The sequence below is a fragment of the Streptomyces sp. NPDC048416 genome, from assembly GCF_043200435.1.
Taxonomy (GTDB): Bacteria; Actinomycetota; Actinomycetes; order Streptomycetales; family Streptomycetaceae; genus Streptomyces.
Map to the genome: position 1 here is coordinate 1 of NZ_JBICXU010000036.1, position 13,887 is coordinate 13,887.

The 13,887-nt window shown below is 72.0% G+C and carries 10 protein-coding genes; 5 read left to right on the forward strand and 5 right to left on the reverse strand.

Annotation, left to right across the window (positions count from 1 at the left end; all coding sequences use genetic code 11):
* Positions 1–495: 495 nt before the first annotated feature.
* The 4 genes from ACGFW5_RS30845 (at position 496) to ACGFW5_RS30860 (ending at position 7,609) form a co-directional block, all read left to right on the forward strand.
* Entirely contained in the window at positions 496–3,099 is a 2,604-nt protein-coding gene (locus ACGFW5_RS30845; protein ID WP_393837613.1) for a bifunctional FO biosynthesis protein CofGH, read from the forward strand.
* A gap of 204 nt (positions 3,100–3,303) precedes the next feature.
* The gene (locus ACGFW5_RS30850) at positions 3,304–5,838 is read left to right on the forward strand and encodes a tetratricopeptide repeat protein (RefSeq protein WP_393837614.1); all 2,535 of its coding nucleotides are present in this window, start codon (positions 3,304–3,306) and stop codon (positions 5,836–5,838) included.
* Between the two features lie 126 nt (positions 5,839–5,964).
* Complete coding sequence (locus ACGFW5_RS30855; RefSeq protein ID WP_393837615.1) at positions 5,965–7,089, forward strand: ADP-ribosylglycohydrolase family protein; 1,125 nt, start codon at positions 5,965–5,967, stop codon at positions 7,087–7,089.
* A gap of 82 nt (positions 7,090–7,171) precedes the next feature.
* Positions 7,172–7,609, forward strand: coding sequence for a hypothetical protein (locus tag ACGFW5_RS30860; protein WP_393837616.1), 438 nt, complete (start codon positions 7,172–7,174; stop codon positions 7,607–7,609).
* 71 nt (positions 7,610–7,680) lie between these two features.
* Here ACGFW5_RS30860 and ACGFW5_RS30865 read toward each other — a convergent pair whose 3' ends face one another.
* Both ACGFW5_RS30865 and ACGFW5_RS30870 read right to left on the reverse strand, forming a co-directional pair.
* Positions 7,681–9,285 carry a sodium:solute symporter family protein gene (locus tag ACGFW5_RS30865; RefSeq protein WP_393837617.1) on the reverse strand — a complete coding sequence of 535 codons (1,605 nt, stop codon included), beginning with the start codon at positions 9,283–9,285 and terminating at the stop codon, positions 7,681–7,683.
* A 495-nt stretch (positions 9,286–9,780) separates the two neighbouring features.
* Complete coding sequence (locus ACGFW5_RS30870; protein ID WP_393837618.1) at positions 9,781–10,563, reverse strand: SDR family oxidoreductase; 783 nt, start codon at positions 10,561–10,563, stop codon at positions 9,781–9,783.
* Positions 10,564–10,645: 82 nt separating this feature from the next.
* On the opposite strand from ACGFW5_RS30870, the gene ACGFW5_RS30875 reads away from it, so the two are divergent.
* On the forward strand, positions 10,646–11,497 hold the full coding sequence (locus tag ACGFW5_RS30875; protein WP_393837619.1) for a hypothetical protein: 852 nt from the start codon (positions 10,646–10,648) through the stop codon (positions 11,495–11,497).
* A gap of 92 nt (positions 11,498–11,589) precedes the next feature.
* Here ACGFW5_RS30875 and ACGFW5_RS30880 read toward each other — a convergent pair whose 3' ends face one another.
* The 3 genes from ACGFW5_RS30880 to ACGFW5_RS30890 all read right to left on the reverse strand — a co-directional run bounded on the left by ACGFW5_RS30880 (position 11,590) and on the right by ACGFW5_RS30890 (position 13,842).
* Complete coding sequence (locus ACGFW5_RS30880; protein ID WP_393837620.1) at positions 11,590–11,793, reverse strand: DUF397 domain-containing protein; 204 nt, start codon at positions 11,791–11,793, stop codon at positions 11,590–11,592.
* A 174-nt stretch (positions 11,794–11,967) separates the two neighbouring features.
* Positions 11,968–12,837, reverse strand: coding sequence for a helix-turn-helix domain-containing protein (locus tag ACGFW5_RS30885; RefSeq protein ID WP_393837621.1), 870 nt, complete (start codon positions 12,835–12,837; stop codon positions 11,968–11,970).
* A gap of 261 nt (positions 12,838–13,098) precedes the next feature.
* A complete protein-coding gene (locus tag ACGFW5_RS30890) occupies positions 13,099–13,842 on the reverse strand; it encodes a GPP34 family phosphoprotein (RefSeq protein WP_393837622.1) in 744 nt (247 codons plus the stop codon).
* Positions 13,843–13,887 lie beyond the last annotated feature (45 nt).

Sequence of the window (13,887 nt, forward strand, 5' to 3'; positions counted from 1 at the left end):
CGCGGACGAAGTCGGGTTTCTGCCGCGGTGGCCGCGAGAGGCGATTCCGGGTGCCCTACAGGGGCGCGAGGAACTGCGCGACCAGCCCCGCACGGCGGCGCGGACGAAGGGCGGGTTCCAAGGGGCGCGGGGAACTGCGCGAGAAGCGTCCACGGTGCGAGGACGAGAACGGGTTCTGGGGGTGCAGGACCGTGACTTTACGTGGCTCCGCCGCGGTGGGCGCGGCTGGCAGTTCGGGGTGCCCTACAGGGGCGCGAGGAACTGCGCGACAAGCCACCCACTGCCCGCAGTCGAAAACCGGGCCTCCCAAAGAACGCGGGGAACTGCGCGACCAGCCACCCACTGCCCGCAGTCGAAAACCGGGCCCCCAAGAAGCGAAGCGCGGGGAACTGCGCGAGAAGCGGGCACGGCTCGCGGCCGGGAGGGGGGTCAGGCGGCGTGGGGAACCGCGTGCGTTCGGCCGGGTTGGGGGGAGGGCGCTCGTATGCTCGAAGGATGACTTCCAGCGCACAGGCCCCACCCCCGCACCAGCCCGCCGCCCCCACCGCCAACGCGACGCGGCGCGCGCTGAAACGTGCCAGGGACGGTGTCGCTCTCGATGTCACCGAGGCCGCCGTGCTGCTCCAGGCCCGCGGCGCCGATCTCGACGACCTCACCGCCTCCGCCGCCCGGGTGCGCGACGCGGGCCTCGCCGCAGCCGGGCGGTCGGGTGTCATCACGTACTCCAAGAGCGTCTTCGTCCCGCTCACCCGGCTGTGCCGGGACACCTGCCACTACTGCACCTTCGTCACCGTGCCCGGCAAGCTCCGCCGGGCCGGACACGGGATGTTCATGTCGCCCGACGAAGTGCTCGACGTCGCACGCCGCGGCGCCGAACTCGGCTGCAAGGAAGCCCTGATCACGCTCGGCGACAAGCCCGAGGACCGCTGGCCCGAGGCCCGCGAATGGCTCGACGCGCACGGCTACGACGACACCATCGCCTACGTACGTGCCATGTCCATCCGCATCCTGGAGGAGACGGGTCTGCTCCCGCACCTCAACCCCGGGGTGCTGTCCTGGACCGACTTCCAGCGGCTCAAGCCCGTCGCGCCCTCCATGGGCATGATGCTGGAGACCACCGCGACCCGCCTGTGGTCCGAGCCGGGCGGGCCGCACTACGGCTCGCCGGACAAGGAACCGGCCGTACGGCTACGGGTGTTGGAGGACGCGGGGCGCTCGTCGGTGCCGTTCACCAGCGGGCTGCTCATCGGCATCGGCGAGACGTACGAGGAGCGCGCCGACTCGCTGTTCGCGCTGCGCCGCGTGGCGCGCTCCTACCACGGCGTCCAGGAGCTGATCATCCAGAACTTCCGCGCCAAGCCGGACACGGCGATGCGCGGCATGCCCGATGCCGATCTCGACGACCTGGTGGCCACGGTTGCCGTCGCCCGGCACATCATGGGTCCCGCCGCCTGCCTCCAGGCGCCGCCGAACCTGGTGGCGGGGGAGTACGGCCGGCTGATCGGCGCGGGCATCGACGACTGGGGCGGGGTCTCGCCCGTCACCATCGACCACGTCAACCCCGAGCGGCCCTGGCCGCGGATCGAAGAACTCGCCGAGAAGTCCGGCGAGTCCGGTTTCGTACTGCGCGAACGGCTGTGCATCTACCCGGAGTTCGTCCAGCGCGGCGAGCCGTGGCTCGATCCCCGGCTGCTGCCGCACGTGCGGGCGCTCGCCGACCCGGAGACGGGCCTCGCCGACGAGGGCGCCGAGGTGCGCGGACTGCCCTGGCAGGAGCCCGACGAGGGTTTCACCAGCAGCGGTCGTACCGATCTGCACCACACCATCGACACCGAGGGCCGCACCGGCGACCGGCGCGAGGACTTCGACTCCGTGTACGGGGACTGGGCCGCGCTGCGCGAGGCGGCGGCCCCCGGCATGGTGCCCTCCCGCATCGACGCCGACGTACGGCAGGCACTCGCGGTGGCCGCCGACGACCCGACGAAGCTCACCGACGCCGAGGCGCTGGCCCTGCTGCACGCGGACGGCGAGGCGCTTGACGCGCTGTGCCGGGTGGCGGACGACGTCCGCAGGTCGATGGTGGGCGACGACGTCACGTACATCGTCACGCGCAACATCAACTTCACCAACGTCTGTTACACCGGCTGCCGCTTCTGCGCCTTCGCCCAGCGCCGCACCGACGCGGACGCCTACACGCTCTCGCTCTCGCAGGTCGCCGACCGGGCCGAGCAGGCCTGGGACGTCGGGGCCGTCGAGGTCTGCATGCAGGGCGGCATCCACCCCGACCTGCCGGGCACGGCCTACTTCGACATCGCGCGGGCCGTCAGGGAGCGGGTGCCGGGCATGCACGTCCACGCGTTCTCGCCGATGGAGGTCGTCAACGGCGCCAGCCGCACCGGCATGTCCATCCGGGAGTGGCTGACCGAGGCGAAGGCGGCGGGGCTCGACTCGATCCCGGGCACGGCGGCGGAGATCCTGGACGACGAGGTCCGCTGGATCCTGACCAAGGGCAAGCTGCCGACGGCCACGTGGATCGAGGTGGTCAAGACCGCGCACGAGCTGGGCATCCGGTCCTCCTCCACGATGATGTACGGCCATGTCGACCAGCCCCGCCACTGGCTGGGCCACTTCCGCACGCTGGCCCGCATCCAGCAGGAGACCGGCGGATTCACGGAGTTCGTCACGCTGCCCTTCATCCACACCAACGCGCCCGTCTATCTGGCGGGCATCGCGCGCCCCGGCCCCACGACCCGCGACAACCGCGCGGTGACGGCCATGGCGCGCCTGCTCCTGCACCCCCACATCCCCAACATCCAGACCAGCTGGGTGAAGCTGGGCCAGGAGGGGGCGGCCGACATGCTGCGTTCGGGCGCGAACGACCTGGGCGGCACCCTGATGGAGGAGACCATCTCCCGTATGGCGGGCTCCAGTTACGGCTCGTACCGGTCCATCGAGGACCTGGTGGCCATCGCGGAGTCGGCGGGCCGGCCCGCGCGTCCGCGCACGACGCTGTACGGCGAGGTGCCGGCCGAGCGGATGACGGCGGCCCACGCCTCGGACGGGCATCTGCCGCAGCTGTTGCCGGTGGTGGGGGACTGAAGCTGTTGCCGGTGGTGGGGGACTGAGCCGAGCGGAAGGCGCCGCTCCCACGCGTTGCTCCCACGCGCCGCCGGCCACGCGCCGCTGGCCACGCGCCGCGCCCCCCCACGCCCTCTGGCGGTGCCCGATAGGGTCGAGTGGGGAACGTTGCGGTCTCGGCCGGCGGGGAGTGGAGGGGGAGTCGTGGGGGGCGTACGGCCTTCGATGCAGGAGCTGATCCGGCGGCGCAGGCGGTCCGGGTTCGTGGGGCGGCGCGATGAACTCGCCCTCTTCCGGCGGAACTTCGACCTGCCCGTCGACGACGAGCGGCATCGGTTCGTCTTCCGTGTGCACGGCAACGCCGGAGTCGGCAAGACCTCTCTCGTGCGCGAGCTGGAGCAGGCGGCCCTTGAGCGCGGCGCCCTGACCGCCCGTACCGACGAGGCCGCCGACCAGGTGCCCGACGTCCTCGGCGCGATCAGTGCCCGGTTCGCCCGCCAGGGCCGGCCGCTCAAGGCGCTCGACCGGAGCCTGGCCACCTACCGCAGGCGCCGGTACGAGGCCGAGGCGGGCGGCGCCGCGCCCGGCCCGGGGCCTTCGGCGGGTGCGGTCCTCACGGCCAGGGCGGGTCTTGCCGGGCTCGGGCTCGTACCGGGCGCATCCGTGGTCGCCGCGGCCGTCGACCCCGACCAACTCGCCGAGGGCGCCGAGCGGTTGAGGGCCGCGCTGAGTGCGCGCCTGGGACGCGAGGAGGATGTGCAGCTCGTCCTCGACCCACTGGGCGTGCTCACCCCGGTGTTCGTCGACGAGCTGGGCCGGGTGGCCGCCCAGGTGCCGTGGGTGGCCCTCTTCTTCGACACCTACGAACGCACCGGGGCCTTCCTCGACCGCTGGCTGCGCGACCTGGTCACCACCGACCGGTACGGCGCGCTGCCCGCGAACATGGTGCTCACCCTGTCCGGGCAGGGCAGGCCCGACCCGCTGGGCTGGCCCGCCGCCGAGGACTACGTCGCCGAGCTCCCCCTCGAACCCTTCACCGAGGACGAGGCACGCCAGCTCCTCGCCGCCAAGGGTGTCCTCGACGAGGACGTCGTACGGGACGTGCTGCGGCTCTCCGGGCGCCTGCCCGTGCTCGTCAGCACCCTCGCGGGCAGCAGGCCCGCGACCCCAAAGGACATCGGCGACCCCAGCGCCACGGCGGTGGAGCGGTTCCTGAAGTGGGAGTCCGACCCGGTGCGCAGGAGCGCCGCGCTGGAGGGCGCGCTCCCGCGCCGGCTCGACGAGGACGTCTTCCGCGCGGCGGTGACGGGGGATGCGGCCGGGCTCTTCGGCTGGCTGCGGTCCCTGCCGTTCGTCCAGGACGAGGGCGGCCGGATCAAGTACCACGACGTCGTGCGGGCCCCCATGCAGCGCCTCCAGCGCACCTCATCCCCCCAGCGCTGGCGCGCGGGACACGAACGGCTCGCCGCCTGGTACGCCCTGGAGCGGGCCGCTGCCGGGACCGGCGCCGAGGGGCGCTGGCGCGACGAGGCGTGGCGCGAGCCGCGTCTGGAAGAGCTCTACCACCGGCTGTGCGCCGACCCCGTCGGCGCGTTCGGCGAGGTGCTGCGCGACGGCATCGAGGCCTGCCGGCAGGGCACGGTCACCGCCCGCCGCTGGGCGCGGGTGATCGCCGACGCGGGCGAGGACGCCAACCGGGAGCCGCTGCGCAAGTGGGGCGCCGCCTGTCTGACCGCGCTCGCGGCGGAGCATCGCCACGGCGTCGACGTGCTCGGCATGATGCTGGCCCGCCCCGAACTCACCGGCGAGGACCGGGTCGCGGTGCACATCGCGCGCGCCTGGGGCCACTTCAGGTCGGAGGCGTACGAGGAATGCCTCGCCGACCACCGGCGGGCGCTCACCCTGGACGCGTCCAGCGCCGACGCCCACCACGGGCGGGCCGTCGCGCACCGGGCACTCGGCGACCACCCGGCCGCGCTCGCCGACCTCGCCCGGCTCGAAGAGCTGGAGCCTGGCCGGCCCCGCGCGCCCCGCGAGCGCGGCGAGACCCACCGGCGCGCGGGCCGCTACGCCGAGGCGATCGCGGAACTCGACCGGGCCCATGGGCTGGATCCCGGCGACGCCCTCGTCCTGGGCAGCCGAGGTCAGGCACAGGCTCAACTGGGCCGTCCGGCCGAGGCGTTGGCGGACTTCGACCGGGCGCTGCTCATCGACCCCGACTACGGCTGGGCGCTGGTGCGCCGGGCCCATGTGCGCGGGCTGCTCGGCGACACCGGGGGCGCGCTCGGCGACCTCGACCGGGCCGAGCAACTGTCGCCGTCGTGGGCGTGGGTGCTGGGCGAGCGCGGTGACGTGTACCGGTTCGCCGGGCGTCACGAGGAGGCCGTCGCGGCGTACGGGCGGGCGCTCGCGCTCGATCCCGGGTACGCGTGGGCGCTGGGCAGCCGGGCGATGGCGCTCGCGGAGCTGGGGCGCACGGAGGATGCGCTGGCCGACCTGGACCACGCGGTCGCCCTGGTGCCGGACTACGCGTGGGCGTACGAGCAGCGGGCCCGGCTGCACCGGGCCGCGGGCCGCGAGGGGGCGGCGCTCGACGACCTGGCGCGGGCGGCCGGGGTGCGGGCGGGTCCGGCGGTGGGCCTGCCGCGCGGCCCGCTCCCCGCCGACGAACGCGACCCCGCCTACCCGGGCAGGCCCCCCGAGCCGGGTCCCACACCCCGGGCCGAGGGCACGGACCGGGACCCGCGCCCCGGGGGCTGAAGGCCCGGACCGCGGCCCACGCCCCGGGATGGGGGCGCGGCCAGGGAGCCCGGCGGCCCAGCGTGTCCAGGATCGCTCAATTTGCCCTCTTAAACGGGCGCACCCGTTCAGGTACCGTGCTGCCGCATGAGCGCAGCAGCCGGAGCCACCGCACCCATATGGGGCCGGGCCGAACAGCAGGACTTCCGTAGCCGGGTGCGGGGTTGTCTGCTGGGCGGGGCGATCGGGGACTCGCTCGGCGCGGGCGGCGCCGGACTCGCCCTCGCGGAGATCCGCGAACGGCACGGACCGGACGCGCTTGCCGACCTCGTCCCGGTGTACGGCCGCACGGGCGCCGTGACCGCCGCGACCCAGCTCACCCTGTTCACCGTCGACGGCCTGATACGCGCCCAGGTGCGCCGCGACACCGGCGCCTGGCACCCGCCCACCGATGTGCACCGGGCGCATCTGCGCTGGGCCGCGACCCAGCGCGACTGGGGGCCGGACGAGCGCCGCGAGGACAACGGCTGGCTGGCCCAGCAGGAATGGCTCTACGCCCGGCGCGACCCCGCCAAGGCCTGTCTCGTGGGGCTCGGCGACGACATCATGGGCACCCTTGAGCAGCCGAAGAACCCGGGCGCCGACGACCCGGCGGCCCTCACCCGGTCCGCGCCGTTCGGTCTCCTCGTGGGCTGGGAGCCGCAACTGGTGCTGCAACTCGCCGTGGAGTGCGCGGCGCAGACGCACGGCGACCCCGCGGCCTACCTCTCGGCCGGCGCGCTCGCCGTCATCGTGCACGGCCTCGCCCGGGGCGAGTCCATGGACGGCGCCGTCCAGCGCACCCTGGCACAGCTCGCCCTGCGGCCCGGCCACCAGCGGGTCACCGAGGCACTTCAGCACGCGCTCGGCGCCGTACGCCAGGGGATGCCGAGCCCGGCCCTCGTCGCCACCCTCGGCACCGGGCACACCGCCCCCGAGGCGCTGGCCATCGGCGTGTACTGCGCGCTGGTCGGCGAGGACGTCCGGCACGGCCTGCTGCTCTCCGTCAACCACGACGGGCCGTCCGACGCCACCGGCGCCGTCTGTGGAAGCCTGCTCGGCGCGATGCACGGCGAGACTGCGCTGCCGCCCGCGTGGCTGGCCCAGCTCGAAGGCCGCGCGACGGTGCTCGAACTCGCCGACGACTTCGCGATGGAGATGACCCAGGGGCCCGCGCTGCACGGTCCCGCCGTCAACACGGCGGGCTGGCTGCTGCGCTATCCGAGGGGCTGAAACCACTCGTGCGGGCGAAGGATCGGCTCGGGCGCCGCGTGTTGTTCGCGCGCGCACGCGGGGGTTCGCCAGGGTCGTCGGCATGACCCCCCTTTCCACGGCCCGCACCGCGTACGCCCTTCGCACCGTGTCGGCCCGCTGGTTCACCGCTCCGCTGCTCGCCCTCGCGCTGATCGGATCGGGCGCGGGAACGTCGTCCGCCGCCCCGGCCGACGACGCCGATCACCCGGCCTACGTCCAGAGCGAGACCGAGCCCGCCTTCACCGACCCCTCGGCCCGGGTGGACGACCTGCCGCCCTACGACGCGCGGGACGCCCAGCAGGCCGTCGACGCCATGGTGATGGACGAGGAGGAGGAGACCGAGGGGCAGCACTGCCCGCCGAGCGACGAGGACCGGGCCACCCGGTACGACCACTGGGGGCCGCACCGCGACGACGCCTACCCCGCCGAGGGCGGCGGCGACGGCCAGGACGCCCCGTCGCCGCGTGACGACGGCGACGATCAGGGGATCGTCGGCTGATGCGGCAGGGGGGCCGGGCGTGACGGATGCCGGCGCCCGCCGGGGCGGCCCCGGGACCGGCGAACCGAACGTCAGTCGGCCGTCATCGCCTCCGCCCCCGCCCCCGTCTCCGCTTCCGTCTCCGTCTCGCCGGACGTCCGGCGCCCCACCGCCGACGCCGCTGCCGAGGACGAACTCGGGCCCGGGTCATCGGAGTTGATGCGGGCGAGCAGCGCGTCGCGCTCTGCGGTGTCCTCCGGCTTGAGCAGGCCGACCACGATGTACAGGACGAGTGAGATCGCCAGCGGCACCGACACCTGCCACTCCAAAGCCACCCCGGTCCGCTGGGAGCCGTCGAGGTCGTAGTTCACGAAGAAGAACGCGAGCAGACCGGCCGCCCAGCTGCTGAGCGCCGCCGTCGGGCCCGATCTGCGGAACGACTTCAGCATCCCCAGCATGAACGGGATCGCGATCGGCCCCATGAGCCCCGCCACCCACTTGATCACCACGGTGATGATGTCCTTGAAGGTGGGCGAGCTCACCTGCGTGGCGATCGTCATCGAAAGGCCGAGGAAGACGAGCGTCGAAAGGCGCGCCGCGACGAGCCCCGCGCGCGAGCTCCACGCACGGGCCGACTTCGACAGGGCGGGCATGATGTCCCGGGTGAAGACGGCCGAGATGGCGTTGGCGTCCGACGAACACATCGCCATGGTGTGTGAGAAGAAGCCGACCACCACGAGCCCGAGCATGCCGTGCGGCAGCAGCTCCTCGGTCATCAGAGCGTAACTGTCCGAGCCGTCCGGCCTGTTGGCGTGGACGAGCAGCGGCGCGCACCACATAGGGAAGAACAGGACGGTCGGCCACACCGCCCACAGGGTCGCCGAGAGCCAGGCCGAACGGGTCGCCGAGCGCGCCGAGTCGGTGGCCATGTAACGCTGGGCCTGGTTCCACATGCCGCCGTTGTACTCGAAGGTCTTGATGAAGAGGAACGCCATCAGGAAGGTGACCGTGTAGGGGCCCGCGGTGGGGTCGGCGTGGCCGCTGGGCAGCTTGTCCCAGACCGTCCACAGGGTGGGGAAGCCGTCGAGCCTGCCCATGACGGCGATGAGCATCGCGACCCCGGCGAACAACTGGATGATGAACTGGCCGAGTTCGGTCAGGGCGTCCGCCCACAGGCCGCCGACCGTGCAGTAGACCGCGGTGATGCAGCCCGTGACGACGATGCCCTGGGTGATCGTGACGCCGGTGAACACCGACAACAGGGTGGCGACGGCAGCCCACTTGGCGCCCACGTCGACGATCTTCAGAAGCAGGCCCGACCAGGCGAGGGCCTGCTGGGTGGAGACGTTGTAGCGGTTCTTGAGGTATTCCAGCGGTGAGGCCACGTGGAGTCGGGAGCGCAGCCGGTTCAGGCGGGGCGCGAAGAGCTTGGCGCCGATGCCGATGCCGACCGCGATGGGGAAGGACCAGGTGACGAAGGACGTGACGCCGTACTTGTAGGCGATGCCCGCGTAACCGGTGAACATCACCGCGCTGTAGCCGGACATGTGGTGCGAGATGCCGGACAGCCACCACGGCATCCGGCCGCCTGCCGTGAAGAAGTCGGAGACGTCGTCGACCCTCTGGTGGGACCAGATGCCGATCGCGACCATCACGCCGAAGTAGCCGATGAGCACGGCCCAGTCGAGACTGTTCATGTGCCCCCTCCCAGGGGTCCGCCTTGTGAACGCCGCCCGGCGGCGTCAATGAACTCGGATGCTCTTCGTCGGCGCGTCCGATTCAGCGGTTCCCCGTGCGGGAGCGGGGACTTGGGGGATTGAACCCCTTGGCGGAGGAGGTGGTCAAGACATCTGACGGTCATGGATATGAACGAGGATCAGAAAGTCGAACGAATTTACCTCGCCTTTGCCTGGGCTGGTGTTGTGGTGCGCCCGGCGCGAGCCACACGATGAGCGGGCTCTTCGTCAGCCTCAGCCCACGACGCCGCGTACGGACGCGTGCAGGCGCGTGCAGGCGCGTGCAGGCGCGTGCAGACGCGTGCAGACGCGTACAGCCGTGTACGGACACGTACGGACGCGAACGGCCGCGCGGGATGCGGGTCCCGCGCGGCCGAGAGAGACAGGTGCGACTGCCTGCCGTCGCCTGCCCAGGTGGTGCCCATGCGCCTCACCTCATGGGGGTGCCCATGCGCCTCACCTCATCAGTTCACCGGCGTTCACCAGGAGTGACTGGCCCGTGATCGCGCGGGCCCGGTCCGACGCCAGGAAGACCACGGCGTCCGCCACGTCGCCGTCCGTGGCCAGCTCCGGCAGGGCCATCCGTTCGGTGAGCCGGCCCAGCACCTCGTCCTCGCCGACCCCCTCGGTGTGCGCGGTGAACTGCACGTACGCCTGCACCGGCGGCCCCCACATCCAGCCCGGCAGCACCGTGTTGACCCGGATCCGGTCGGGCCCGAACTCGCGCGCCATCGAGTACATCGCCGACGTCAGCGCGCCCTTCGACGCGGCGTACGCCGCCTGCCGCACCTGTGAGGGCGCCGCCACCGAGGACTGGGTGCCGATGACGACGACGGAACCGCCGTGCACCGTGAGGGCGGGCAGACAGGCCCGGGTCATACGCAGGGTGCCCAGCAGGTTCACGTCGATGACCTGTTGCCAGGTGGCGAAGTCCGCGTCCCGCACGCCGCCGAAGTAGCTGTCCCAGGCGGCCACATGGACGACCGCGTCGATGCCGCCGAACCGCTCCACGGCGAGCGCGGCCAGTGCCTCGCACTGGGTCTCGTCGGTGATGTCGGTCGGCAGGTGTGCGGTGCGGGCGCCGTCCGGGTCGATCTCGGCCGCGGACTTGGCGAGGTTGGCGCCGGTGCGCGCGCCGAGCACCGCGTTGCCCCCGTCGCGCACCACGGCCGCGGCGACCTGGTGCCCGAGCCCTGCCCCGACCCCGGAGACGATGACGGTCTTCCCACGCAGCAACATCCGGTCGCCTCCCGGCTCTGGCACATCTTCTGACGGAGCGTCAGAGTAGGGCGCGTCCGGTGGCAGAGGGAAGGGATGCGGCATGAGCGAGGACACGCGGCCCGAGGCGTACGCGGAGCTGGCGTCGGCGGGGCCCTACGGGGTGCGGCCGGGACACGCGCTGATCACCTTGGTGGAACCGCACCCGGGCCACGAGTACGCGTACAACCGCTGGTACGAGGACGATCACTACTACGCCGGCGCGATGGCCATGCCCTGGATGTTCTCCGGGCGCCGCTGGGTGGCCACCCGTGAGCTCCAGGAGCTGCGCTACCCGGAGAAGTCGGCGATCGCGCAGCCGGTGAGCGCCGGGTGCTACCTCTCCACGTACTGGATCACCGAGGGGCGCTACGACGAGCACATGAGGTGGACCGTCGGCATCAACAAGCGGCTCAACCGCGACGGCCGTGTCTATCAGGACCGTACCCATGTCTTCACCGCCTTCCAGGACCACGAGGCGACCGTCTACCGCGACGGCGCCGCGGGCCCGCGCGACTACCACGCCCTCGACCACCCGTACGCGGGCCTCGTCCTGGAGGTCGTCGACGCGCACAGCCCGGACGCGCGGCCCGAGTTGCTGGAGTGGCTGCGCTCGCGCCGGCTGCCGCAGCGTCTCGCCGGAGGGCCGGCCGCGCTGGTGACGGTGTTCGCGCCGACCCCGCTGCCGGGCGACCGCATGACGTACGTGAAACAGGTCGAGGGCGTCGGCACCCGGCTCACCCTGCTTTGGTTCCTCGAACAGGACCCGAGGGAGGTCTGGGCCGACCACTTCACCGGGCTCGACGCGGCGGTCGCCGAAACGGGCCTGGGGAGGCTGGAGTTGGCCGCGCCGTTCCTCCCCACCGTGCCGGGGACCGACCGCTACGTGGACGAACTGCGCCGACGGGCCGGGTGACGCGGGCATGGCCGAGCCCCCTCGGCCGGGACGGCGGGCCAGTCGAGAGGGCTCTGTCGGTAACGCGGATATCACGGGGGCGGGCGTCCTGGTCAGCTGAGGGAATCCCGGGTCACCTCGGCCACGAACGCGTTCCACGCGCCGGCGGCGAAGGAGATCGAGGGGCCCTCGCAGACCTTGGAGTCCCGCACCGCGATGGCCTCCATCACGGGGGACTTGACCTCAACGCATGCGCCGTTCCCGGTGGAGTACGAGGACTTGGTCCAGGTGTCCGTGGCGCCCTGAAGAATTGCCATGTTCGCTCCGGTTCTTGCGAGTTGGTCGTTCTCGGCCAGCGTTTTTCGTTGGCGTGATCGACGCTACTCGCAGGTCCCGGGGTAGGAGGCGGCCATTCACTCGACCGGATGGCATATTCCGGTTGGGTCTTCCACCGCGGTACGCGTGGGGTGTACGCTGCCGCGCTTCAACGCTCAGCCGGCCGTTTCGGCGGCGTAGTCCTTGGCGATGGCGGTGATGAATTCCCGGGTCTGGTCCACATTCAGGGCCTGGGCCCGCAGATGCTCGTACATCACGCTGTATTTCTGGACATCATTGGCCTTCTCCAGGTACAGATCGCTGGTGATGCCCTCGATGTAGACGACGCTGGAGTCCGAGGCGTCCGGGAATTCCAGGATCGCGTACTGGCCGTTGATGCCGGGGTGCGCGCCCATGCTGAACGGCAGCACCTGCACGGTGACATGGGGCAGCTGGGACTGCTCGATGAGGGATTCCAGCTGGTTGATCATCAGCTGCCGGTCGCCGACCCTGCGGCGCAGCGCCGCCTCGTCGATGACCACCCACAGCCGCAGCGGGTTCTCCGCGGCCTTCACGCGCTCCTGCCGTCGCAACCGGACGTTCACCCGCTTCTCGACGTCGCTCTGCGCGGTCTCCGGAAGCGCCCCCGCGATCAGTGCCTCCGCGTACTGCCGGGTCTGGAGCAGGCCCGGCACGACCTGGGGATCGTAGACGCGCAGGCTCGCCGCGTCCGTCTCCAGGCCGATGTAGACGCTGTACGGGATGTCGCCGAAGGCGTGCCACCAGCCCTGCTGGCGCGAGTCCTTGGCCATCTGCATCAGCGAATCGACGATGCGGTGGTCCTCGACCTCGTACACCCCGCACAGGTCACGCACGTCGCGCTGGCTGATCGAGCGGCGGCCGTTCTCAAGCCGGCTGATCTTCGACTGGGACACCAGCAGGCGCTCGGCGACCTCTTCGGCCGTCATGCCCTTGAGCTCGCGGAGCCTGCGCAGCTCCTGGCCCAGTCGGCGCCGCCTGACGGTGGGATTGACATTGGACGCCACGGGTAACGCACCTCCGGCTCACGGCTTTTCTGTTCTTCTGCTCTGCAGACTGCCACCAACTTCCTGGCGCGCGCTGGAAAACGGCCACACACAGCGACTACGCGAACGCGCGGGGCTGTGACGACGCGAACGCGTGGGGCTGCCGCGACGCGAACGCGCGGGGCTGTTGGTACAGCCCCGCGCGTTCTGGGTGCGGCTCCCGAACCGGGTCATGGGGACGACGGTGCGGCGGTGGTGCGACCGGGGTGGTGCCGGGCCCTGCTAGTGGTGCACCACGGCCCTGGCCATCGCCCCGTGATGCGACTGCATCGGGACGCCGGCCGCCGCGGCGTGGCGGCTTCCGTTGTCCGGCGTGGCCGTGGTGCTGCGGCGTGGCTGAGCGGCCACACCGTTCTGGACGTCCATCACGGCGTGCGCGACGAGACCGCCCATGGGGTCGTGCCTGATCAGATCCCTGAGACGGGAGCGCGATGACCGCCCCTCGTTGCCGGGGTACAAATGCTTGCCGAGCCCGACTGCGTGGGCCAGCGCGGCAAGCGCCGCGGTCCGCGGGTCCGGCGGTACGCCGGTGCGGATCGCGCTGTCCAGCCGGGCCCTGATGTCCCGGCTGATCGCTGTCTCCGTCGCCTGGTAGCGAGTCGTCGGCAGCACCCCGCACATCTGGCCCGCCACGGCATGGACCATGCCGCACCGCTCCAGGTGCGCGAGGTAGATCTGGCGGAGCCCGAGGCGGGGTCCGCCGATCCAGTGGACCGCCCGAACCGGGCTGCCGCGCCTGCGCAGCAGTTCCAGTGCGGAGTCCAGTGTCGGATCTCCTGTCGGCCGTGCCATCACCACGGCGATACGATCCCCGTCTGGGGCTATCCGTCCTGCCAGAGCCAGCTCCACTAGCTGGGCTCCGGCGAGGCCGAGGTCGAGCGACTGCGGCTGTGCTGTGGTACCCGTGGCCGGGTCCAGAGCGAGCAGCAACAGCTCTTCCGGAATAGTTCTGCGGCTCCTGCCCATCCATGCCTCCCCGCGTGGATGAATGACAGGGTGACCCCTCTCACA